The sequence below is a fragment of the Lentibacillus salinarum genome (assembly GCF_042679865.1).
Lineage (GTDB): Bacteria > Bacillota > Bacilli > Bacillales > Amphibacillaceae > Lentibacillus > Lentibacillus salinarum.
In genome coordinates, this window is the sequence record NZ_JBHTNH010000061.1 from 40,556 (window position 1) to 65,157 (window position 24,602).

A 24,602-nucleotide genomic window follows, 5' to 3' on the forward strand; every position below is an offset into this window, starting at 1 on the left:
CTGTATCTTGATGGCATATGACATAAATAAGACCAGTTTATATGCTACTTATTAATTCATTCCATCTCTTGGTATAATCCTCTAAACTAAATCTCGTTTTAACATCTAAAGCTTTAATTGACAGCTTTTTTCTTAAATCTTTGTTTTCCATTATTTTTACAATTTTATTTGCCAATTCCTCTTTATTCCCTTTTGGAACAACAAAACCATCTACTTCATCCCTTACAATGTCTGATGGCCCATACTTCGAGTTATAAGTAACAACAGGAGTTCCTGCAGACAAACTTTCTGTTAACACCATACCAAAACCTTCGTAATCTGATGTCAGAATCGAGCAAGCTGCTGATTTATAAATTGCCGATGCATCCAATGCAAATTCTTTAAGTTTTACATTATCCTGTAATCTTAACCTTTTTATTAATTGCTGTAAATTATCTTTTTTCTTTCCAAATCCATATATATAGTACTCTGCGGACGGGATTTTTTCAACAACGAACTTAAATGCCTCTATTGCTTCATCCAATCTTTTTTGCTCTACATACCTTGCTAATGTAACTGCCTTATATGGGTTATATTCTACTTCCTTCCTAACATCATGCGTTACATGTTTTGCTGGGTGTGGAATAACTGTGAGATTATTATTGTCATTTCCAAATAAATGCTCTACATCTTCTTTTTGTTCCTCTGTGAGAAAGACAACCTTATCAAAATGGTTTAAATTATCAAATAACGTCATATAATTTTTTTTAATCTCCGCTGTGTTATCAAATGGCTTTTTAAAATGGTTATTATGGACAACTGCAACTCTTTTTAAATTATTATGTCCCAGCTTTAATGCCAATTTATCCATATCACGTTTATCAGTCATAATCACTGGCGTTTTGATTTTTTTAATCTTTTTTTCGACCCAGCTTTTTTTCAAAGATTCCATTGATTTAAATTCTTTTGGGGTTTTATCAAAGACATTAACCCTGCCTGTTTTTCCAGTTTTCGGGTCTATCCATATCGTTGCATAACATTTTCCCTTGTTATCAAAGTAACGGTCTATACTTGGTTTATTTATGGTTATATCCATATGCCTTGTTCGAACTAAATAACCTTGTTTGTTATATTCTTCTCTCCTTGTTCGGTGCCTTCCTTCATTCATGTAATCTATAAATAACACATTTCCTTGTTGGTCAAAACGTTTATACTTCACATAGAAGCCGTTTTTATAATAGCGGTATGATGAGTTTGTTTTCTGTTTTTCATCCTTGAATACTATAAATCCTTTTTCATTTGCTGATTTGTTTACTTCACTTTTTTTGTGACGCTCCTTATGGGAGTTTAGGTCCACAAACATGTTATGTACCTCTATGTTTCGGTTCAATAGTCCTTTATTATATATTTCTTCAATTATCTCTTTATGGTTTTGCTGAAATGAAAACGTTAAAATAACGACCTTATTGAATTTCCTAGCCAAAGTGTTTGCCCTTGTGAACATAGCCTTTGTCAAGCCGCCTCTAACAATGTCTATAGAATTACTTAAAATAATTGGTGTTATTTTTTGCACAGTATTCTCCCCATTTCGAAAAAGTGATATCTTTAGATCACATATAGTATTCGTCATTTCTCTCAATTTGTGGGTTTGTTTATACGCATGTTTAAAAACGTATCACAGCATGATACGTTTTATTCAGTTATATTACTGTTTGGTTTATATTAACTTCTTTTAGGTAATTTAACAATGGTTCACGCAAATCGTCATGCGTTAATGCAATTTCTATCGTTGTTTTTATAAATCCAAATTTCTCTCCCACATCGTATCTTCGACCTTCAAACTCATATGCAAATACCTTCTGCATCTGGTTCAGCTTTTCAATCGCATCGGTTAGCTGTATTTCACCTCCCGCACCTATACGATGCTCTTCTAAATAGTCCAATATCTCGGGTGTTAATATATACCTGCCTATAATCGCTAAATTAGACGGGGCAGTTCCCTGAGGGGGTTTTTCAACAAATTTGCTGACCTCATAACGGTCTCCTGCATTATTGACAGGGTCAATTATTCCGTATCGATGTGTATCAGATTCAGGAACTTGCTGAACACCAATAACAGAAGAATTGGTGGCATCATATTCATCGATGAGCTGTTTAAGACATGGTTTTTGGCTTTGAACAATATCATCTCCAAGTAAAACAGCAAACGGTTCATCGCCTACAAATTTCTTTGCACACCAGATGGCATGCCCCAATCCCTTAGGTTCCTTTTGCCTGATATAATGTATATCAACATTTGCCGATGCTTTCACTTTTTCGAGCAGGTCAAATTTCTCTTTTTTCTTTAAGTTTTCCTCTAATTCAGGTGCATAATCAAAGTGATCCTCAATGGCCCGTTTCCCTTTCCCCGTAACAATCATGATATCTTCAATGCCAGAATTTATTGCTTCATCCACTATATATTCGATTGTGGGTTTATCTACAATCGGAAGCATTTCTTTTGGCATAGCTTTCGTGGCCGGAAGGAATCTGGTCCCTAATCCTGCAGCTGGAATGATTGCTTTTTTTATACTCATATTCATTCTCCTTAAAATACTTTGTCCACGACTCTTTTAGAGGCATTTCCATCCTCCAGATAACAAAACTTTTTATAAAATTCTTCAGTAGTTTGTGATGGTTCAAAACCATTTTGCTCGATTTTTTTAACTTCATTAATGATTTGTTCTGTTGTTTTAACCAATGGACCTGGAGCCTTACTTTCCAAATCGAAATAAAACCCGCGTAAATTATCACGATAATCCTCTATATCATAAACATAAAAAAGCATTGGGCGTTTGAGATTTGCATAGTCAAAAAACACAGAAGAATAATCAGTTATTAGCAGATCCGCAACCATATACAATTCCCTGATATCTTCATGTTTCGAAAAGTCATATGCAAACCCCTCATAAGTTGATAAATCAATATTCTCTGCGACAAGGTAATGTAATCTTAGTAAAATAATGTACTCATCACCTAATTCCTCTTTCATCAAAGCTATGTCCATCCTCAAATTAAACTTATATTTACCCTTTTCATAAAATTGATTATCCCGCCATGTTGGAGCATACAGAATTACTTTTTTATCTCTCGGGAGATTATTCGCCTCTTTCAAATCACTGATCGTTGCTTCATTATTGTCATTTAATAAAAAGTCATTGCGAGGATAACCTGATTCAATCATGGTCCCATTAAACTGAAATGCCCTTCTGAAAATTTCAGTTGAGTAAGCATTTGGCGATACCAAATAATCCCATTTATTTACTGCATTCAGGAAATTTTGTTTGTACTTTTGTGCGTTTGTTCCGGGCATATGGACTTCATCCATATCAGCCGCTAAACGCTTTAATGGAGTCCCATGCCATGTTTGCAGATATGAGGTATGAGATGGCTTCGGTATCCATAAAGGTAACCGGCTGTTACTGACCCAATATTCCGATCTGGCCATTAAAAAGAGCCACTTTATTGAAAAACGCCGTATGTATTTCACGTCTTTATTTTCAAAAATTGATAAATGTCTGCGGTCAGCACTCCAATACATTTTGTAATTTGGGTAGTATTCCAGCAAATACTCATAAATCGCACGTGGACTGTCACTATATTGTTTCCCTAAAAAGCTCTCAAACATAATTAAATTCTTTCTTACTGGGATTTTACCCAAAACTGCAAATGCTATTTTATACAGTTTCAGTAAGAACCTACTCCTTCGGATTTTAACCCATTTTGTTCTTATGTTATTTATTACTTCTCTCTTAAATTTATAATCGGAAACTTTTAATGATAAATACTTCGATTTTTTTGTGGGTTTATACTTTATTTTCAATTTGTAAGGATGATACCTAATCACTTTACTTTGCACAGAATTTGTAAGACGACTGTAACGCAAACGTACACTTCGAATCACTTTTTTTATGCCATTATGTTCTAAAGACAGTTCCAAATAAAATTTAAAATATTCATTCTGGTCGAAATTAACATGGTTTAGAACATCAAAAAAACCATGAAAACCAGTGTTATCCATATTTTCATTACCGATATACTTTTCGTCTAAATCTGGTCTTTTCACTTCTTTTAATGGAAATTCAATTTCACTTTCGTTCAAGTTATTAGTAACAATCATTTTTACGTCGAGTAGTCTGTATTCATCTGTTTGTAATAGCGGAGGATAATTAAAAAACCCTGAAAAATATAGTTTTTCTCCTTTAAAATAAACTTCTTCTAACATCCCAAATAAATGATACTCATTCAAACGAAACGATACATTACCTTTCCGAGTCGTATAGGGATAAAATATCTTTTCTGACTCTGGCAAGACGATTGCATAAAACCGCAAATAGTCACGATTACTTTTAATTCTGGCTTTTTTTATTTCTTTTTCCTTCCTAAGAAAGACATTTAGATCCCATATATCGCAAACCAGGAATAAATCCTGATACATATCAAAAGAAAATTCCAATGAAAATACTGTGAATGACTCTATATAGTTTATTGAAGAAACCGTTAAATTAATTTCTTCATCTCCATATCTGTGAGATAATGTAAAATAAATATCTTCTACTTCGTTTATATACTGATTACTTAAGCTTACTTCAATTGCATAATAATTGTCTCTCAATGAGACATTTAAAATCCTTTTATTTTTCATTTCTCTTCCTTCCATGGTGAGTAAAAACCCCCTCTTAGTTGTATAAAAGGTATAGTGATTATTATATCTTTGTTATAATATAAATTCAATTATTCAAAGATGACAGTTTTATTACTCACATTCTCAACTTTCGCACCTAGAAAGTTTTAATAAAACCTTTGCTAGCCAATGCCTATGGCAACTTAAGTATTTCCATTGACAGCCAGATCGTACATGAAAAAAAACCCCACTTTTGGTATAATGGATTTAGGAAAACACTATCAAAATAGAAGAATACTTATGATTGAACTATGAATAATTCAGGTTCAATGATTGTTTTATAGTCTCAGAATGGTCGTTATATTTTTTTAAGTGAATCATAAAAATGTTGCTCCCCCTCAAATATCTGTTTTAGTTTCTACCATTTATCTTAACAATTTACAATTAATCTGCAATAATAATCTTATCACTAAACTACCTAGGAGTGTCTGAATGAAAAAAATCTATATTCTTCATACTAGTACTCATACTAGCCCTTACTGGCTATAAATCTCTTAAAAAACATTATGGACGAGATACCATCTAATAGCTCATGCAGCTGGTGGAATAGACAGCCTATCCTATACAAATAGTAAAGAAGGTTTTTGAGAAGTTACAAAGAGGGGTACAAACTGTTTGAGTTTGACTTGTCATTAACAAGTGACTGAAAATTGGTTGCACGTCATGGCTGGGAGGAATCATACGGGCAAAAAAGCACTAATTCAGAAAAAGCAATGTCTTACAATGAATTCATGCACCTACCTTACTATAAAAAATATACGCCTATTGATTTTAACATGATTATCAATCTCATGAAAAAATATACTGACATTTATGTCATCCTGGATGGTAAAGTTAACTCACCAGAAGACACTAGAAAGCTTTATAAAGAAATTGGAAATGCTACTAAAAAGTTAAATAAAAATGTCATGAAGAGACTTATAATAAAGACGACATAAAAACCATTCGCCAGTATGGATTCCAAGATCTTCTTTATGTAGTAGGGCGAGAAAGTTATACACCACGTTCATTGGCAGAGTTTTGTAATACAAATAACATTAGAGCTGTAAGTCTATCAAGGAGTAGAACCAATAAAGTCCTGATTGACACATTAACTGAATATGATATTAAAGCTTACATATATACTTTAAATAATATAGATGAAATGAGAAAGTTCATTGACCAAGATGTTAATGGTTTCTTTACTGACTTTATCATTCCAGAAAAAATTGGTAGAAAGTAAAAAATATAATAAACCCGTGTTGGCCGATGCCAATGGTATCTGAGATATAGTTACTGACGGCCAGATCATACACAAAAAAACACCTCCACTTTTGGTATAATTAATTTGAAGAAAAAACTACCAAAGTAGAAGACGTGTCTACTACAATAATAGCGAAAAACAACGTAAAAAATCAACTGCCAAATGAAATTAAATCAACATTTAGAGAACTCAGAGTACTCAAACACTTGCGCAACGTAGATATTACGAAGTTCTTTGGATTTTCTTGTGGTTATATTTTCCAGTTAATTTTTAGTTTAATCTTGGAAAACAAAAACTAGTACCGGATGCGTGATAGCAAAAAGGCAGTCAACATACCAGCCAAAGATACCGTATATAGGTTTCTGAATCAATCAACGAACGTTCAATTGACGCCGTTTTCTGCTTTCCTTGGCTGCTTCCGCGATTAGCAAAGTGTCAAAACTAACACGTCATGACCGGCCGAAGGTGTTCATTTTGGATGATTCATCTTATGATCGGAGCCGAAGCAAGCATGTGGAATTTTGGCCCGTTGTTTTGATCATGTGTCCCCAAAAATGCGCTTTAATGTTGACATTGGGATGGGAGACGGTGCAACATTCATCCCTGTCGATTTTTCATTATTGAGTTCAAAAAAGAGTCGAATTAACGGTATCTCTGAAAATATTAATAAACGCAGTTCAGGTTACAAGCGCCGAAAAGAAGCACTGCAAACGGCACCGGAACAGATTCCCGGCATGGTTGGCCGTCTGGCTAATGCTGGTGTCGATGCATCCTATGTTCTAATGGACTCATGGTTCACACAGCAGCCTCTCATAAGGAGATAACAGAACAAGGTCTTGAGTGATTGGCATGGTCAAAAAGCTAAAACAACGTAATCTTGTCGACGGAAAACGAGTCTCCTTAGATGGATTGTATCGTTACGTCTGGCTGAACCAACCGATGGAAAGAAAGGCATTTTGCGCTCTATCCATACAACACAAGCCATTGGCCTAGCCTTCAAAGTCATTTTCGTATGCAACCGCAACAAGAAAAGCGATTGGCCCACGATTCTGAGTACCGACCGTACCACTGAGTGACCAAAAAATTATCCGTATTTACGGTATGCGTTGGGATATTAAAGTTTTTTAAAAACAACAAAATCTTTTTTAAAGCTCCAAAAGGAGTTTTCAAAGCCGAATAGATTTGCAAGGTACTTGTCCTTTTTACCGTTTAATTTTCATCTATACCGGATGTTACCTTCCCCTATCTTTAAAGCTTTTCTTCACAAACCCGACGACATTTCAATGCGACCTTTTAATTCCGATTCAGCCCCCTTGCACATATATACATGGGATCCCTTTTCTTCCAGGTAAGACCGAAACGCTGCTGTAAAGATAAAGTCTCCGGCACTTTCTTTTACAAAGATGAGTTGATCCTGGTCATAAACGATTTCCCCTGGCATCCCTCCCATCACTTCAAAAGCTTTTTCATGCGCCCATAATACATCTCTTGTTGTAAAAGGCCGGTCCAGCCACATGACCGCTTTAAATCGCGAGTGAGACAGTACAAAACTGATAAAATAAAGCTTGATATCCCCTCCTTTCGTTGTCTGTTGGTTGGTTTCCTCGAATTCCACTTGTGCCTGCTCTCCCATCGGAGGATCTGGTATGGGCTCATACTAACGGACTTTAAGGACTTTTGGTAAATGATAATGCTCACGCAAGCTCTTAACATAGTTTCGAACCGTACTTTCGGCAACCCGTGCATAACCGATATTGCCTGGCCAAAACTAGTGTCTTTATTTCCATGAAAGTATTTTCACCTCATTTTTAGAAAGACAGTTTACCTTTACAATATCTCTTAATTCTCATTTAGGACCTTGTTGTAGAACATCTCTAATGCACGATCACTATAGGCCTTGATATCAAACTTCTTAGCAGTTATTTTACCAGCCAAATAGTCATTCATAGCCTTTTTTAGTCCCTCGATGCTGTTTTCACATATTTTACCGTAGCCACCCTCTAGTACTCCTCTGCTTGTTACAATATCAGTTGCAATGATAGTCTTATCCAGCGTCAAGGCTTCATAAAGAACTAAGCCTTGGCCTTCGTAGTTAGATGGGAAGACAAAACAGTCGGAGCGCTTAAGATATGGATACGGATTAGCTTTATGACCGATCAAGTGAACTGACTTTTGCAGTTTTAGTTCATTAATGACCGACAGCAGCTTGTACTTAAGTGGACCATTTCCAAGTATAAGTAGTTGTGATCTTTGGGTAGTTTGTTGAACCCCTGCAAAGGCACGAATTAATTTTTCCTGATCCTTTTCACCTGAAAGGCGTCCGATTGTTATAAATACTGTTGAGTCTTTCGAAAATAACTCTTCGTCCGCCTTATCATCAAGAGGTAATGTGGACTTTTCTATGACCGTAGTTGGATTTTGTACGTTTTCAATATAGTCAAATTTCGATTTCGGTATACTGAAGGCTTTGCTTAAATTTTGCTTGTTCACTTCTGAAATAGACTTAGAAACAGAAATGATCTTATTGTATTGCTTATACTGCTCGAATATTCTACGTATCTCTGGATACTTGTTCGTATATTCACCATACATATCACTATGCGCGTATATCACGTTCTTTCTAGCCTGATTAGGATTGTTGGCCAGTAAATGACTATAAAATAAAGAGTAGCCACTAAAGTTAACAATATAGTCAAATTTTATATTACCAAACAGGCGAATATACTCCTTCTGGTATTCCTCCTTATAATTATGGATAATCTCATCATTAGCAATCCTGTAATTTTTCAAGTTTCTGGTAAAAACACCTGCATCGCTAATGGTCATAGGTCCATTTTTAGGTATAATATTAACATCGTCTTTTATTTTATCTAATTGTTTTAACCGTTCTGGATAATTAATAATTGAATCCGACAGTGTAACCGTTATGTCGTATCGCTTCTTGTCTATACCGTTTACTAGACTGATAAATGCTGAAGTAATGCCATTTGGCTGAAAGCTTCCCGCGTAGAACAGTATTTTTTTCTTGGTGGTATCCTTATCTATGGTATCGACAGTAATTTTATCAAATAAAAACCAATCAATTACTCGCTTAGACACATTGCCATCGTCCTTGTAAACATATTTTGCTTTTGCTTCGAGATATTTATTGGTTGGTTGAAAGGATGTTAATAAAAGGTTTCGTACAGAAGCAATCATTTGATCGCTTGATTGTACAACTTCTCCAGGCAACTCTTCCAGACCAAAATATAAACCTCTCTCCTCTGTATACTTTTCATAGTCATATACATAGTGAACAATTGGCTTTCCGGTTACAAGAAAGTCAAAGAATACGCTGGAATAATCGGTTATGAGTACATCAGTAATTCCTAAAATTTCATTGATGTCAAATTTGTTTGGAACTCCTATAATATTAGGTATATTTATATCCTGTAGCAAGCCTTCAGCAACAGGATGTCCTCGAAAAATGATATTTGCATCAAGATAACTGAGTCTTTCTAGGTCATTCATCAACTTCTGAACATCGAACGATTTCTCTGAAAGCCCACCACGCCAAGTAGGTGCATACAGAATTACTTTCTTGCTATTATCGACACCAAGTTTATCTTTTATTAAATTTATTTCCTTCATAGTTTTAAAAGTTAAATCGATTCTTGGGTAACCGGTAATAGCTAATTCACCTGGATAAATCGATGCGACTTGATGCGGTTTGAGCTGGTGTTCATAGGTATACAGATTAGGTACGAGCAAATGCGTCGCCTGTAAGAAATTACGTGTACCATTTACATAATCCATTTTTGAAACTTTAACATCATAACCTAAAGTTTTCCACGGAGTTCCATGCCAAGTGTTCAGATATCGTTGACTATCTTTCAAAATAAAGAAATAAGGGAATGTTGTGTCGTTAATTAAAATGCTAGCTGTAGCTAGATACCTGTAATACATGTCTGTGTAACGAGTGATAAATATGACATTTGTCAGACTTTTATATTTATCTGGCACAACATCATAGTTATTGACGGTCCATATAAATGTATAATCTTCGAACCTGTCATCATTTAACATATACCTAAAAATAGCTAGTGGGTTACCGGATACCCTGGTACCCGCCATACTTTCAAACAGTACTGTTTTTTCAACCACCTGCAATTTTTCATAAAAAATATTGTAACGAATTCGTCTCGGCATCTTATTGTTACCGTTGCGGTAAACATCGTTCACATAATCCGCCACTAAATTGGCTTCGTCCAAGACTTGTTCGTATTCTTTCGTGTCACCGCTTTTATGCAATGCTTTCAGTAATTTTAAGTACCACTGATGATTGTAGTTGCTATTCCGAGCAATCGCCTGTTTGTAGTAAACTACTGCTTCTTTGTAGTTTCCGGTGGTTTCATAACACACAGCTAGCCTAAAATGATATTTCGACTTTATCTGATCCAAGCTTAAAACCCTTTTATATGAAGATATTGCTTTTTCTTTATCACCAAGTTTTTCGTATAGCATGGCTAACCTAAATAATGGTTCTGCCTCTTCTATTCCAGTGTATGCTTTTATAGCCAAGTCGTATTGATTGTATGACTGATGAAAAACGCCAATCCCTAATAGTTTACTATTAAACTTTTCATCACACGCTAACGCCTTATTGTAAAACTCTTGACTTGCTCCTATATCACCCATTCGTTCACACGATAGCCCAGCCATATAATAGATTTCTGAGATTGTGATTGGAGATTCAATTTTGCTGTTCCACATATTGGCTGCCTGTTGGTATGCCTCGGCCGCATCAGCAAAATGCTCTAATTCAAAATTTGCTTGCCCTAATCGATTGTAAAATTTAGCTGTAGAGAAACCAAGTTCTTTCGCCATCAATAAGCTTTCTTTGGCTTGATACCACTTCTTCTGAAGCACTAAGGCAACACCTAGTATGTAGTGTGTAGCTGCTCTTTCCCCGTTGAGTTCTATGGATTGTCGAAGGTTGTCTTCAGATTCGACAAACTGTTTCAACTGCATATTAATTTCTCCGCGCAAAGTAAGATATTTAGCTTTATTATTTTTGTTAGTTGTACCTATTACGCAGTCAATCTGCTCAAGTGCTTGTATGAATTTTTTTTCCTCGAACAGTTTTCGTGCATACTTGTAATAAATTTTTGCATGAAAATCCGTGAACTCCCCGTTACCGTCTTCGTTTGTGCTAGTAGCGATGGCATTTTTAATTTGCTCAAGTGCCTGTTTGAACTTTTTTTCCTTGAACAATTTTTGAGCATACTGGTAATAAATTCTTGCACGAAAATCCATGAACTTCCTGTTATCATCTTCATTTGTGCTCGTAACAATGGCATTTTTAATTTGCTCAAGTGCTTCTTTGAACTTTTTTTCTTTAAACAATTTTTGAGCATACTGGTAATAAATTCTTGCACAAAAATCCATGAACTTCCTGTTATCATCTTCGTTTGCGCTCGTAGCGATAGCATTTTTAATTTGCTCAAGTGCTTGTTTAAACTTATTTGCCTTGTATAATACATATCCATACTCGTAGTATTGTGAAGAGGTTAAAACACGATTATTTGTTCCAAATGACTTTTTGTAGAATATTGCTGCAACTGAATATTGCTCCTTACTCTTATATAGACGTCCAAATCCAATTAAAATCCTCTTTTTAATAAACTTGAAACTAACATTATCTTTTATTTTCATTAATTTCTTGTTTTGCGGTTTACTTTCCATTTTTAGATTTAATACCTCTTTCTCGGTTCCTTGTTTCGCTGTGTTGCCTTATTTTTGTTATCTAGCAGTGAATTTACAGCCAATTCAACATCCTCTAGTTTAAAATAAGAAAAACATTCTTTGATATCAGCGTCAGCTCTAAGAATATACATTCAGATCAACACAACAAGACACTTTAAAAATTCGATTAAACTATCAACTGCCAAGTGGACTTGGAATAATTTGTGTGTTTTTTTCTTATTTATTTTTCATCGTAATTATTTTGTAATCTCCCTAAAAAAATAATGGTGATGGCATTTATGTTTGTACCATTTTTGTCCACTTTTAGGTGAATTATCAGTATAGCAACCTTAAAGTTTTACTTTCACAGCCGTTTACCCAGTCTATTATAAATGGGTACATCTTTTTTAAAATATGTAATAGTTGTAAGCTAGTTTAGTATATCAGGAAATATACAAAAAACACAATACTTTTTAATCAGAGCCAGAGCTGACGCATAAATTAATTTAAAAATCTCGCGAAGCTGCGATTGTCTTTTTAAAAAAATCAACAGCTACGTTATAAGCTATACTAAACCAGAAGAACACCATCGTCACCAAATAGCGTTTATCGACAAGGTAATTTTGGAATTTCTTTTTTCGAATCAGATGTTGTAATAAGTGGATATGGGCATCTTCGATGTCTTCGATATCGATAGTTTTCAAAACGCGTTTTAACGTATCTTGATGCGGCAGGGTCTCCAATTCCGGGAAATAAGCCTGCAAATATTCAAAGAAAACTGGTCGACTTATTTTCCTCCCTGCTTCGCGACGGGAGGCATACTGGAAAACAAAAGAAAGAATATCAAAAAGCAACACCACCTGTAATTGATGTTTACATCTCTTGGGATTACGTGGATCATCAATGTGAGAGAGCTTCTTTAACAACTTTGGAAGCAATGGACGAGAAGCTCGTAAAGTAGCTTCGGCTGTCTCCTGGCGGGCAGCCATCTCTTCTTCCTTGGTTTGCCAAGTACACTTGCGAATAGGCAGTGTCGCCTTTGGGGGCTGTGGTTGACCTTGAGCTTGACGCTTTTGACGTAAGTCTTTTTTTTGATTTTTGCTTTCAACGGGCTTTTGTCATGGAGGATTTTTGAGTCATCTTTTCTCACTCCTTTCTTCTTTTTGTCCTAGAAGTTCGGAGCAGTCCGAATGAAACGAGTAGACATAAACATGTTTCGGGGAAGAGGAATATTGGCTGTACCGATCCATTCTTCTCCGCCCCTTTTGGGTAGTATTGGATTTCATTTTGTGTAGCGGATTCATCCGCCTGATGTGATTCGTGTCCATCAGCTCAAATGTGTTTGGCAAGTAAAAATTAGATAAAATGGCAGTATTTTTTTACTTGCCAAACACATCAAAGGGGTTCCATGCCACGTTTGAATGTAGATGGTTTCAGATCTCTTATTCAAATAGGTGGGGAAATTTTGATTGTTCACCCAAACCTTTGCCCTAGCTAAGTAGTAAAAATAGCTTGGGCTTCCTCTACTAATACGTTTTATATCTTTGTATTTTAAATCATATTCCTGCTTCAGACCCAAATTATTTTAAAATTAGTTTTTCGTCGTAATAATTCTTTATATATATACTTTGGATTACCAATTCTTATTTTTACCATCTTTGAGAAATCATGAAATTTAATTTCAAAATAACAATCAAAAACGCCTAGCTGGATAAAGTCATTTTTAAACAGTTTTTTAAATTAAAACTAATTTTAAATTTATAGTGTTATTTTTAAAATTGTTAATTTCAATAAAGGGCTTTGGTTTAATTTCACGATTCACTAATAAAGAAATGTTCCCTTTTATTGTTTTATACAACAGATAATAATTATTATTTACCTTGAATGGTTGAAGGCCAGTGGTTTTTGTATTATGAAATTTTCCCAACCTCAATATATAGTCATCTGTATCACCATCATGATTATTTTTTAGCTTGGATTTCAACGAATTAAGTTGCATTGCAGTTTTCTTGTCAGTAGTCACAACAATGTATAAGTTAAAAACCTCTTCTGTACTTTCGCAAATCTCCGGGTGGTCTTTCAAATTAATTTGAAATGAGAATTGGTTAGTAAACTTTTCATTGTCTACCTGATATTTCTTCTCTGAGAACCTAGCCAAAAACATCAATCGTTTTACCTTAACACGCTGGTCACCAAGAGTACCTTCAATATATATAGATTGATTACATTGTCGGATATCTAACGTATTTTTTAATATATCTGGTATATTATCCGTTGTTAAATTGTTGTGTGTTGGCATAAGATAGACTCCCTCGAATTTTCTAGTGTACTAATTCTTGTTTTTGTCTATACAATGATAAGATAATTTGTGATAATTATTTTATCATTATTTTCATTGGAGGCATAACATGATGAGAAAAATTATAGTATTCATAGTAATCCTCATTCTTTCTTTATCAATAAATATTTTGCGAAAGGAATATTCTTGGACAAAACATCATCTTATTGCCCATGCAGCTGGAGGAATTGAAGGTAACAAGTATACAAATAGTAAAGAGGCTTTCCTAAATAGTTACGAAAACGGCTATAAATTATTTGAAATAGACTTATCGCTGACAAGTGATAAACGGTTGGTAGCCCGACACGGATGGGATAAACCCTTTGGTCAATCTTTTTTCAGACCATCAAAGGTGCCAGAATTTAATGAGTTTATGAATGACCCATATTACAATAAATATACACCAATGAATTTTAAAATGATATTGGATTTATTAAAGGAGTATCCAGACATATACGTCATCCTTGATGGTAAAGTGAAATCACCGGAGGATACTAAAAAACTCTATGAAAAAGTTAACGATGCTGTTAAAGATCTCGATCAAAGCATTACTAACAGAATAATACCGCAAATGTTTTACAAAGAAGATGTGGAGATTATTCGTCAATATGGATTTCATGATTTGTTATACGTTGTTGGACGAGAAGATTATACTCCAGAATCTCTCGTAGAATTTTGTATGTCTAATGATATAAATGCTGTAAGTTTATCCAAGAACAGAACAAATAAGTCCATGATTGATAAGTTATCTAAACATAACATTAAAATCTACATGTATACTCTAAACAAAAAGAATACAATGAAAAAGTATTTCGAACAAGGAGTGAATGGTTTCTTCACAGACTTTGTCACTCCGGAGGAATTCCACAGCTGAAGCAAAAAGATTGCCGTACCATATATTAAATGGTACGGCTTTTTTGTTAATCTGTCACTGGGATTCTAAATGACTTTCGTGTACCCAGACTTCTTCTCCGTCATTTAAATTCCCTCGATACCACATATTGTTGTTACCTACTTTTTCTGTTAAATTAACTTTGAATTTCTGACCTTGAAGCTGTGCATCTTCATTCTTGAGGTTCTTTATGCCACCCCAAACCCGGTCATAAATATTGATGTGTTCCTTTTGCTTAAAGTTGAATGTCTTTTTCTTTTTATCTACTCCTGCGTGGGAATATGTTTTAATATCGGATGAGTTGATCCAGCCAACCGTTCCGGAACTTGGCTCCTCACTTACCTGATAAAATAATTTCTCACCTACCTCAGCCTGTTCTTTAATGAAATAGACCTTATTGGTGCGTTCAGATCCTGCTTTCTCTGCAGAACGAAAGTTAGTCAAATCCTGATAGACACTTACTTCCGCGTTATATATTTGGCCTAGTCTGCTTGTACTGCTTTTTTCGATTTGGAATAGGTCACTTTCATGTACCCACACATTTTCATCGTTTAGTTCTCCCCTGTACCAAATAGTTCCACCTACTTTTTCAGTTAAGTGAACGTTGAACTCCTGCCCTTGGAGCTGTACGTCTTCAATCATTTGATCCTTGGCACCACCCCAGGCATGGTCATAAGCTTTAATATTATCTTTGTCTTTAATATAGAATGTCTTTTGTTTTTTATCCACCCCTGCATGGGTATGAGTCTTAATATCATCCGAACTGATCCAACCCACTGCGCCATTCTTAGCACTCGGTTCTTCACTAATCAGATAATACAATTTACTGCCTATTTTAGTTTGCTTCTTAATAAAGTACACTTTGCCTACTCTCGAATTACCGGCATTCTCTACAGCATCCGGATTGCCCATTTCCTTATATATATTTACCTCCGGATTTTTGATCTGCCCAAGTCTACTGGTGCTGCTTTCTTCACTTTTGTTGAGGTGACTTTCGTGCACCCACGCACTTTTACCATTTATTTCGCCTCTGTACCAGATGTTATTTTCACCCACTTTCTCAGTCAAATTAACACTGAATTTCTGGCCTTGGAGCAGTGCACTTTCAATCCTGCGATCCTTGGCACCGCCCCAGGCATGGTCATAAACATTGATATTATCTTTATCCTTAAAGTAGAGTGTCTTTTTCCTCTTATCCACCCCTTTATGGGTATGAGTCTCAATATCATCTGAACTGACCCAACCCACTGTGCCGTTCTTAACACTCGGCTGTTCACTAATCAAATAATATAATTTATTGCCTATTTTAGTTTGCTTTTTAATGAAGTACACCATGTCAACTCTCGAATTGCCTGCATTTTCTACAGCATCCGGGTTTCCTAATTCCTTATATATATTTATATCCGGGTTTTTGATCTGCCCCAGTCTACTGGTACTGCTTTCTTCACTTTTATTCAAATGACTTTCGTGGATCCACACATTTTCACCATTTATTTTACCTCTGTACCAGATATTATTTTTGCCTACTTTCTCAGTCAAATTAACACTAAGTTTCTGACCTTGAAGCTGTGCATCTCCTGTCATTAGATTTCCTGTACCGCCCCATATACGATCATAAATGTTAATATTATCTTTTTCCTTGAAGTAAAATGTTTTTTGCTTCTTGTCTACTCCTGCATGTGAATGGGTCTTCATGACATTTGCATTAACCCAGCCAATTGTTCCATTCTTACTGCTGGGATCGTCACTGATCAAATAAAGCTTTTCCTCGCTGACTTCCATTTGTTTTTTTATGAAATATACTGAATCCGTGTATTCTGCACCTGCCTTTTTAGTTAATGCCGGTTGATCCATATCAGGATAAATGGTTGCTTCTTCATCTTCTATCTGGCCTAGTCTACTCGTTTTACTTTCCTCTCTTGTTGTCAGATGGCTTTCATGCACCCATAGTATCTCACCATTGTGATATCCCCTGTACCAGGTATTGTTGCCTACTGTCTCGGTCTTATGGATGTTAAACGGCTCGTATTTAAAATCTGCAAAATCACTGTCATCATAGACTTTATTCTCACTTCTGTCCCAAGCTTTTTTATAGGCAGCTCCTTCGCCTTTAAAATATAGTGTCTTCTCTTTATTATTCACTGCTTTGTGGACGTGGGTTTTTAGATCTTTGCCACGCACCCAGCCGACTGTACCTCTTTTACTGCTTGGTTCATCACTTATCAAATAGTATTGGTTACCATTAACTTTGGCTTCTGCCTTTATAAAAAATACTTTTTTCATATTTTCATTTCCGGATTTGCTTCGATTGTTCGGATCGGTTGGGTCATCATAGAGGTAAGCACCGCTTGATTTTAGCCTGCCTAACTTGCTAGTGTTAGCTTTTTTACTTTGTACTAACTTATTATATTTTTGTGTAACCAAATCCACATAATCATTCCAATTGTAGTCCCATTTCGCAAAATATCCGTGTGGATCAACATGGGTGGTTCCTCCAAGGTGCTCACTTACTGCACGATGGGACCATAATGTTCCTTTCCCATTATTATCAGCACTTGTAACCCCTAGGTTATACTTGTACAAAATTGAAGCAATATAATCGGAATAATTATTAATAGACTTTGCAAATTGATCAAAGGTATTGACTCTTACCAGCTCCACATGCACAAAACGTTCATTGGCATGTCGTCCTGCTCCCCAAGCACCTAAATCAGTCGGGTGGATTTCGATTATATTATTATGATCGACAAATGCATGAACAAATGCATTGTGATGGTTACGGCTCATGTAATCTATTTCATTTCTGATAGTGGAATGACTATTAGCCGTTTCATGGGCTACAACACCTTCTACAGCACCATGACCGTTTCGATAATTAAATTCAGTGAAATCACTGTTATGTTCATAGGCAACATTCACTGGATCCATGTTATCGATATAATCGTTCACATCTGGGTAGACGGACATAATTGAGAACGTCTGCTTCCCAAAATTCTCTTGAGCTTCTTTATCCAGGTCTTCCTCAGTTTCATGACGGCTTTCAAATTCACCGTCCCGCCAGCCCTTTGGTATGTACTGAAGCTCCTCTTCGCTTAGTTCACTAATATCTTCACCATAGACTTCTGTTCCTTTTTCAATTTCCGTGCCGTCTGTATCATTAGAATGTTCCTCAGCAAAAATAATTACGGGGAGAAATAATGCAATAAATAAAAGTGACACAACAAGTATGACTGTTTTTCTCATGTTAACCCCCTGAAAAATATTACCTTATTAATCGGATTCTTTAATTATATCGGCTTCAATTATACTAAAGTTGAGAAAAAATATTATAGATTACAATTCCTATAAAAAGTACCTTGTCCCCCCTATTTTTTAGGGAATCAAGGTACTTTATTTAACATCCAGCTTCTGCTTTACTTATACTGTGGTACATCAAACAATAGATTATATCCTTCAATCAGGTTATATATTCTGTTCATGTTATAGGTTTGTTTATATGCCCATCCAATATCTGTTGCATACTGATGGGTGGCATCGCCATTGATTGCGGCAAATGCAGGGTTCCAGCGCATTTCATATAATGTATCCTGCCCACTTTGGATGTATCCGTCACTTGCAAACTCAGCGCCGCCGACTATAGCATTGTCAACAGAAAACCATTCTTCTTCATAAGCACGTTCAGATCCACATTTTTTAGCGCAGCCATCTACTGCCCCAATACCATAAATATTATGGGTCGTTTTAATATCTGTCAGATCATCCTTATTTTCAGAGGTCACGCGTTGTGGGTTTCCATTTTCATCTAAGCCCACGTCAATACCAGTGGCAAGTTCGGATTCGCCATTACCTGTCTCCAATAATGCGTGTGAAATCAAGTAAGCTGAATTTATCCCGTGATTAACCCCAGCTTCCAAAAATTTGTCTGCCTTATCATCTAATACACCTTGACCTTTCAAGACATTCTCGTTAATGGTTGAGATATCAGAGTCATTCATATTATCAACTTCTGACAGTTTCAAAAATTGTAAGGAACCTCTGGAATCATCTATAAAGTTAGAAGGGTCCAAATAGTATCGTAAATCATCTTCAGTTGGAGTTACAAACCCAGAAGTATTATCAATGTGATACCATACATAGCCTTCATTATCTTTTGAACTTGTATCGAGTATCTCGTGGGTTCCGCCTTCAACTTGATTACCAACTTCATGGTTTAACCCGGGGCCTCGCCTGAGATTCCAGACATCACCGTCTTCTATTGTTCCTTCACCATTTTCGATGGACTCAAATGCATCTTCTCTGATCCAGAGTTTATACTGATTATCAGTTTGAGGTGATGCTTCCATTTGAAGGTCAACCATATTATCTAAGGTGATATCATAATGTGTGTCAGTTTCTACTCTTTCTGCGAGATGGCTTTCATGAACCCAAACGTCTTCTTTTTCACTGCCTTCATATTCTCCCCTATACCAAGTATGGGGGCCAACTTTTTCGGTGAGATTCACCGTAAATAGTTCACCTTGAATCTCGGCATTTTCATTAATAAGATCTTTGGTTCCTCCCCATGCATGCTCATAGATATTAATACTATCCTTATCCTTAAAATAGAATGCTTTTGTATTGTTATCTACACCTTTATGGGAATGGGTTGTTAAGTCTTCTGAATTAACCCACCCGACTACACCTTCTTCACTGCTAGGCTCGGTGCTGATCAGGTAAAACAGATTATCGTTAATTTTTGCTTGTTTCTTAATAAAATAAACTTTATCAATATGGTCTGAACCAGCTTCCACAACGGAGCTTGGAACGCCTAATGTCTTATAAATATTGACATTCGATTCATTTATTTGACCTAATCTACTTGTTGAGCTTTCTTGCTTTTGAGTCAAATGGCTTTCATGGACCCAAACATTACCGTCTCTGCCATCCAGTTCTCCTCTATACCAGGTATTACTTTTCCCAATTTTTTCAGTCAAGTTAACTTTTAATTGCTGACCTTGAAATTGGCCATCTTCTATAACGCGGTTCTTATCCGCTCCCCAAGCCCGGTCATAAATATTAATATTATCTTTATCCTTAAAATAAAAGGTCTTAGATTTTTTGTCTACACCGGAATGGGAATACGTTTTGATATCATCTGCATGTACCCAACCTATTGTGCCGGATGTTGCACTTGGTTCATCACTGATCAAATAATATAAATCGTCATCCATTTCTGCTTGGAGCTTGATGAAATAGACTTGATCAATATGGTCAGAACCTGCTTCCATTGAAGAGTCGGGATTTCCAAGTTCTTCATATATATTGACATTCGAATCATGCATCTGACCAAGTTTACTTGTGCTTTCTTTTTCCATTGCCGTTAAATGGCTTTCATGGACCCAGACATCATCTTGTTCGTTTCCTTCAAATGATCCTCTGTACCAAATGTTATTTCCAACTTTTTCAGTGAGGTGAACATTAAACTCTTCCCCTTGAAGATCAGCATCCCCTACAACAAGGTCTTTTGATCCTCCCCAGGCATGTTCATAGATATTGATATTATCTTTGTACTTGAAATTTAAAAGTTTGGAATAACGATCAACACCTGCGTGGGCGTGCGTCTTAACATCTTCTTTATTTACCCAGCCAATTACACCTTCTTCACTGCTTGGTTCGGTGCTGATTAGGTAATATAGGTTATCGCTAATTTCAGCCTGGCTTTTAATAAAATAAACTTTGCTGGTATGGGCTGATCCTGCTTCAACTACAGAACTTGGGACGCCTAATGTCTTATAAATATTGACATTCGATTCATTTATTTGACCTAATCTGCTTGTTGAGCTTTCTTGTTTTTTAGTCAAATGGCTTTCATGAACCCAGACATCACCGTCTCTGCCATCCAGTTCTCCTCTGTACCAGGTATTGCTCTCTCCAACCTTTTCGGTTAGATTAACATCAAAGCGCTGATTTTGAAGATTGGCATCCCCAACGACGAGATCCCCGGACCCTCCCCAGGCATGTTCATAAATGTTGATGTTCTCTTTATCTTTAAAGTAAAAAGTTTTTGCTTTATTACCTACACCTGAATGGGAGAGTGCCTCTATGTCACTTGATTTAACCCAGCCGATCACACCGTCTTTACTACTTGGTTGTGTGCTGATTAAGTAATATAGATTATCATTTGTTTTGGCCTGCTTTTTAATGAAAAAGACTTTGTTCAAATACTCATCGGATGAAATTGGCTCCTCATCACCAATTTCCTCATAAATCGTTGCATCCGATTTGAGATGTCCAAGCTTGCTTGTCTTGCTTTCTTCAATGGCATCGTCATCATCTTCTAATCCGGGTTCCCGATCTTCGTCACCACTACCATCCGGAGCTTGAAATGGCGTTATGCCAGGTTCCTGCTGCTCATCCTCAGTCTCTTGTTTTTCGTCGTCTTTTTCACCTTGCTCATTTCTATTCTGGTCACCACTTTTTTGTTGTCCGTTATCACTATTTGTTCCCTGATCTGACGAGTCTTCCGATTCCGCCTGTGGGTCCGTTTCATTTTCGGCTGCCGTATCGTCTTCGGGATCATCGTTCTCGGTTACACCCTCCTGAGGTTCATCCTTTTTAGGTTTATCTTCTTTAGTGGCTTCATCTTCTGACGCTTCATCATCCGAATTTTTGCCGTCTCCACTGGAATCCCCATCAGGTTCTTCGACTTCAGCATCTTTACCGGACGATTCCCCATCTGCTGAAGATTCATCCTCATCAATTTCCTGATCAACACTTGGCTCATTTGAATCCGAATCACCTTTTACACTGTTGTCAGCAAAAACATTATAAGGAAGAGCTGTGGTAAAAATCAGAAAAGCAATCAACACTATGGATAACTTTCTCATCTATATCCCTCCATGTTTTTTCCATATAAACTTCTTCCGAACCAGCCAAATGTCCTTTATATCTATTATCACCCCGATTTCTGTATAGCTTCTTAGATAGATTAATATTTAAGTCCAAAAACTTAATCTGATGCATTATGTACACTTGTTAATAATCTATCTCGTCACCATTATACTAAGAAAGAAGTCGGATGAGAACCTTAATTTGACAATTTCATTGCAAATCATGACATTATTAACAGATTCTTGGCGATTTGTAATAATGTTTACATAAAATTCTTGTTTATATTATTTGACTTTCATAGTATAATAACACTTAGTGTGTTAAGGAAAATGTAAATTGTAAGTAAAGCTGACATAAATAAAGTGCTATAAAATATAATTAATCGGAATAACTGGAGGTTTACTGAAATGAAAAAAGTAATCACGTATGGAACATTTGACCTGTTACATGTTGGACATATCAATATATTGCGTCGTGCAAGGGAATATGGCGATTACCTGATTGTAGCTATTTCTTCTGACCAATTCAACGCATTAAAGAACAAGGAAGCCTATTACAGTTTCGAACAGCGTAAAGCCATACTTGAAGCGATTCGTTATGTTGATGAAGTCATACCTGAACACAAGTGGGAACAAAAAGTAGAAGATGTGCAGAAGCATGGTATTGATGTTTTTGTAATGGGAGATGACTGGAAGGGACAATTCGACTTTCTGAAAGAATACTGTGATGTCGTCTATTTGCCTCGAACAGTCGGAATTTCAACCACTAAAATCAAATCAGATTTGAATAAGACGAACAATGGCTAGAGAACTGGCGGTTAACCTTTACCTGTCTTTTTTTCGAGTCATCTTTACCATCTTTAAACGATTTCCCCAAAAGAAGAAAACAACCTTTGTTGCTTCATTTGGGGAAAATATTTTGTGTACCGTAAAAGAACTCGAAAAGCAGACAGATGATCAGGTTGTTATTCTCAAAACCTCCCATTGCACCAAAGACTTTAATGCATCAGGTAGAATCGTCCTGGATTTTGAGATTAGTCATGTAATTAATTGGTTGTGGTCAATCTATCATTTGGCCACCGCTCACAATATAATCGTCGATAACTATTATGGCTTTTTGGCTGCCACGGATTTCAAACCCAATGTCCAATGCATCCAATTGTGGCATGCCGCTGGGGCGATTAAGAAGTTCGGCCTGGAGGACCCGTCGATTAAAAATCGTTCAACAAGTGCGAATCAACGTTTCCAGAAAGTGTATGACCGGTTTGATTCTGTGATTGTCGGATCTGATAAAATGGCGTCCATTTTTAAGCAAAGCTTCAACCTTACTGATGACAATATTCTGCGAACAGGTATTCCTCGGACGGATTTCTTTTTCGATGAGCAAGCTAAACAGGAAGCTAAAAATGCTTTGATGACCGAGTATCCGATCATTCATGATAAAAAGGTCATGTTATATGCTCCGACTTACCGGGATGATGCCTTGGATTCTCGGGATGTGGAGCTGGATATTGACAAAATGTATCATGCGTTTAAACATGAGTACGTACTTCTTCTGCGTCTGCACCCTGCTATCAATAGTGAATTCCAAAATAAATATCCCGGCTTTGTGATTAATGTTTCCGGTAATCATTCGATTAATCATCTATTACTGATAACAGATATTTTAATCACGGATTATTCATCGATACCATTTGAATTTTCCCTTTTGCATAAGCCGATGGTGTTTTTCGCGTATGATCTAGAAAAATATACGGACGATCGGGGTTTTTGGGAGACGTATGAAGACCTTGTGCCCGGTCCCATTGTTGACAATACGAGTGACTTGGTCGATGTCATCCGAAATGACGATTTTGATTTGGAGCGAACAAAGGCTTTTGCGGACGAATGGAATCAGTATTCACAAGGTATTTCCTGTGACAGGTTGATTAAAGCTATTTATGATGAAGACAAGCAATATGACGTTGTCAAGCAAACGTAACCCCAGAGGCGGATATCTCTGGGGTTTGTTTATTGTTTATGTAAAATTGGCGTCAATCTATCGCCAACAGCCCAATCATCTTGACTTTTTGTATTAAAAGTTATATTACCACCGTTAATTGTTGCAATCGATTTTCCATCCTTTTCTCGTATAATAGACACTGATTCATTACTTCCGCCTGCAGAATAGCCAGAGGGTAATCGACTTCTAACTTCTTGTAAAAAAGTTGGTTCTTCCGGCTCCTCGTTTACTTCCTTCTTCTCTTCTGTATCGCCTGAATTTGAACTAGATTGAGAATCACTCTCGGTTGTTTGATTCGTATCTGTATCAGTTGATTTCCCGGGCGTCCCACCAGTCGTGCCTGATGATGAAGATGTCTCAGTGTCTGATTGACTGCTTGATGATTTCTTCTGTTCTGATTCATAATCAGCATATGCAGTTTGTTCGGTTTCATCACTTTCTTCAGTGCTTTCTGCTACCACATCTTCTTCAGGGTCCTCAGACTGTTCCTCCATATCTTCTTCATCTGACTCCTGTGTTTCTTCATTTTCATCTTCATCGTCTTTTTCAAACCGCACATCCATTTCGGATTTTTCATGTAGGTAGGTCACTTTATTGTTATGTGGGCGGTCAGTTCTTGATTCCGTTTCCTCGACTGATGTTGCCGTGTTATTATGTAATATGATAATCGTTATAATCGCTATAACACCAAAGATATTGCCAGCAACAATTAATGCCTTTACCCTGGGCCTGTCCATATTATACCTCCTAGGCACCGTTTATACTTATCATATAAAAAAATACCTAGAAAGTAAATTAGTACCATCGATTTCGGTGGGTCCAATCAATCGAC

General features: G+C 36.4%; 17 protein-coding genes and 1 pseudogene. 6 read left to right on the forward strand and 12 right to left on the reverse strand.

Annotated elements, in window-relative coordinates; all coding sequences use genetic code 11:
• Window positions 1–37: 37 nt before the first annotated feature.
• The 3 genes from ACFQ4A_RS18795 to ACFQ4A_RS18805 all read right to left on the reverse strand — a co-directional run bounded on the left by ACFQ4A_RS18795 (window position 38) and on the right by ACFQ4A_RS18805 (window position 4,678).
• Complete coding sequence (locus ACFQ4A_RS18795; RefSeq protein ID WP_382402931.1) at window positions 38–1,552, reverse strand: glycosyltransferase; 1,515 nt, start codon at window positions 1,550–1,552, stop codon at window positions 38–40.
• A gap of 127 nt (window positions 1,553–1,679) precedes the next feature.
• Window positions 1,680–2,555: a UTP--glucose-1-phosphate uridylyltransferase GalU gene (galU, locus tag ACFQ4A_RS18800; protein WP_382402932.1), complete on the reverse strand. Its 876-nt coding sequence runs from the start codon at window positions 2,553–2,555 to the stop codon at window positions 1,680–1,682.
• 11 nt (window positions 2,556–2,566) lie between these two features.
• Window positions 2,567–4,678: a CDP-glycerol glycerophosphotransferase family protein gene (locus tag ACFQ4A_RS18805; RefSeq protein WP_382402933.1), complete on the reverse strand. Its 2,112-nt coding sequence runs from the start codon at window positions 4,676–4,678 to the stop codon at window positions 2,567–2,569.
• Window positions 4,679–5,352: 674 nt separating this feature from the next.
• Between ACFQ4A_RS18805 and ACFQ4A_RS18810 the strand changes: the two genes are divergently transcribed.
• From ACFQ4A_RS18810 to ACFQ4A_RS18820, 3 genes and pseudogenes are all read left to right on the forward strand, one after another.
• Window positions 5,353–5,640, forward strand: a complete 288-nt coding sequence (locus ACFQ4A_RS18810) for a hypothetical protein (RefSeq protein ID WP_382402934.1) — start codon at window positions 5,353–5,355, stop codon at window positions 5,638–5,640.
• A 5-nt stretch (window positions 5,641–5,645) separates the two neighbouring features.
• Window positions 5,646–5,924: a glycerophosphodiester phosphodiesterase family protein gene (locus tag ACFQ4A_RS18815; protein ID WP_382402958.1), complete on the forward strand. Its 279-nt coding sequence runs from the start codon at window positions 5,646–5,648 to the stop codon at window positions 5,922–5,924.
• 146 nt (window positions 5,925–6,070) lie between these two features.
• A pseudogene (locus ACFQ4A_RS18820) lies at window positions 6,071–7,111 on the forward strand (IS4 family transposase); the annotation flags it as partial.
• 95 nt (window positions 7,112–7,206) lie between these two features.
• Here the strand turns inward: ACFQ4A_RS18820 and ACFQ4A_RS18825 are convergent.
• The 6 genes from ACFQ4A_RS18825 to ACFQ4A_RS18850 form a co-directional block, all read right to left on the reverse strand.
• On the reverse strand, window positions 7,207–7,560 hold the full coding sequence (locus ACFQ4A_RS18825; RefSeq protein WP_382402960.1) for a hypothetical protein: 354 nt from the start codon (window positions 7,558–7,560) through the stop codon (window positions 7,207–7,209).
• Between the two features lie 224 nt (window positions 7,561–7,784).
• Window positions 7,785–11,669: a CDP-glycerol glycerophosphotransferase family protein gene (locus ACFQ4A_RS18830; protein ID WP_382402935.1), complete on the reverse strand. Its 3,885-nt coding sequence runs from the start codon at window positions 11,667–11,669 to the stop codon at window positions 7,785–7,787.
• A 506-nt stretch (window positions 11,670–12,175) separates the two neighbouring features.
• On the reverse strand, window positions 12,176–12,658 hold the full coding sequence (locus tag ACFQ4A_RS18835) for a transposase family protein (RefSeq protein WP_382402936.1): 483 nt from the start codon (window positions 12,656–12,658) through the stop codon (window positions 12,176–12,178).
• 338 nt (window positions 12,659–12,996) lie between these two features.
• A complete protein-coding gene (locus tag ACFQ4A_RS18840; protein ID WP_382402937.1) occupies window positions 12,997–13,248 on the reverse strand; it encodes a CDP-glycerol glycerophosphotransferase family protein in 252 nt (83 codons plus the stop codon).
• The gene (locus ACFQ4A_RS18845) at window positions 13,239–13,400 is read right to left on the reverse strand and encodes a hypothetical protein (protein ID WP_382402959.1); all 162 of its coding nucleotides are present in this window, start codon (window positions 13,398–13,400) and stop codon (window positions 13,239–13,241) included. The genes ACFQ4A_RS18840 and ACFQ4A_RS18845 overlap by 10 nt, the downstream gene beginning before the upstream one ends.
• A 4-nt stretch (window positions 13,401–13,404) precedes the next feature.
• Entirely contained in the window at window positions 13,405–13,968 is a 564-nt protein-coding gene (locus ACFQ4A_RS18850) for a hypothetical protein (RefSeq protein ID WP_382402938.1), read from the reverse strand.
• A gap of 109 nt (window positions 13,969–14,077) precedes the next feature.
• On the opposite strand from ACFQ4A_RS18850, the gene ACFQ4A_RS18855 reads away from it, so the two are divergent.
• The gene (locus ACFQ4A_RS18855) at window positions 14,078–14,881 is read left to right on the forward strand and encodes a phosphatidylinositol-specific phospholipase C/glycerophosphodiester phosphodiesterase family protein (protein ID WP_382402939.1); all 804 of its coding nucleotides are present in this window, start codon (window positions 14,078–14,080) and stop codon (window positions 14,879–14,881) included.
• 54 nt (window positions 14,882–14,935) lie between these two features.
• Here ACFQ4A_RS18855 and ACFQ4A_RS18860 read toward each other — a convergent pair whose 3' ends face one another.
• Window positions 14,936–18,142, reverse strand: a complete 3,207-nt coding sequence (locus ACFQ4A_RS18860; RefSeq protein ID WP_382402940.1) for a peptidoglycan recognition protein family protein — start codon at window positions 18,140–18,142, stop codon at window positions 14,936–14,938.
• Between the two features lie 170 nt (window positions 18,143–18,312).
• A complete protein-coding gene (locus tag ACFQ4A_RS18865) occupies window positions 18,313–21,765 on the reverse strand; it encodes a GW dipeptide domain-containing protein (RefSeq protein WP_382402941.1) in 3,453 nt (1,150 codons plus the stop codon).
• Between the two features lie 411 nt (window positions 21,766–22,176).
• Between ACFQ4A_RS18865 and tagD the strand changes: the two genes are divergently transcribed.
• Entirely contained in the window at window positions 22,177–22,575 is a 399-nt protein-coding gene (tagD, locus tag ACFQ4A_RS18870; protein WP_382402942.1) for a glycerol-3-phosphate cytidylyltransferase, read from the forward strand.
• Window positions 22,568–23,749 (forward strand): CDP-glycerol glycerophosphotransferase family protein, encoded by a 1,182-nt coding sequence (locus ACFQ4A_RS18875; protein ID WP_382402943.1) that lies wholly within the window; start codon window positions 22,568–22,570, stop codon window positions 23,747–23,749. The genes tagD and ACFQ4A_RS18875 overlap by 8 nt, the downstream gene beginning before the upstream one ends.
• 29 nt (window positions 23,750–23,778) lie before the next feature.
• Here ACFQ4A_RS18875 and ACFQ4A_RS18880 read toward each other — a convergent pair whose 3' ends face one another.
• Window positions 23,779–24,507, reverse strand: a complete 729-nt coding sequence (locus ACFQ4A_RS18880; RefSeq protein WP_382402944.1) for a hypothetical protein — start codon at window positions 24,505–24,507, stop codon at window positions 23,779–23,781.
• Between the last annotated feature and the right edge of the window lie 95 nt (window positions 24,508–24,602).

Bases quoted from the DNA above. Each gene is read 5' to 3' on its own strand.
- galU (WP_382402932.1), bottom strand. From the start codon at position 2,555: ATGAGTATAAAAAAAGCAATCATTCCAGCTGCAGGATTAGGGACCAGA.
- ACFQ4A_RS18805 (WP_382402933.1), bottom strand. From the start codon at position 4,678: ATGGAAGGAAGAGAAATGAAAAATAAAAGGATTTTAAATGTCTCATTG.
- ACFQ4A_RS18830 (WP_382402935.1), bottom strand. From the start codon at position 11,669: ATGGAAAGTAAACCGCAAAACAAGAAATTAATGAAAATAAAAGATAAT.
- ACFQ4A_RS18835 (WP_382402936.1), bottom strand. From the start codon at position 12,658: ATGGCTGCCCGCCAGGAGACAGCCGAAGCTACTTTACGAGCTTCTCGT.
- ACFQ4A_RS18850 (WP_382402938.1), bottom strand. From the start codon at position 13,968: ATGCCAACACACAACAATTTAACAACGGATAATATACCAGATATATTA.
- ACFQ4A_RS18855 (WP_382402939.1), top strand. From the start codon at position 14,078: ATGATGAGAAAAATTATAGTATTCATAGTAATCCTCATTCTTTCTTTA.
- ACFQ4A_RS18860 (WP_382402940.1), bottom strand. From the start codon at position 18,142: ATGAGAAAAACAGTCATACTTGTTGTGTCACTTTTATTTATTGCATTA.
- ACFQ4A_RS18865 (WP_382402941.1), bottom strand. From the start codon at position 21,765: ATGAGAAAGTTATCCATAGTGTTGATTGCTTTTCTGATTTTTACCACA.
- tagD (WP_382402942.1), top strand. From the start codon at position 22,177: ATGAAAAAAGTAATCACGTATGGAACATTTGACCTGTTACATGTTGGA.
- ACFQ4A_RS18875 (WP_382402943.1), top strand. From the start codon at position 22,568: ATGGCTAGAGAACTGGCGGTTAACCTTTACCTGTCTTTTTTTCGAGTC.
- ACFQ4A_RS18880 (WP_382402944.1), bottom strand. From the start codon at position 24,507: ATGGACAGGCCCAGGGTAAAGGCATTAATTGTTGCTGGCAATATCTTT.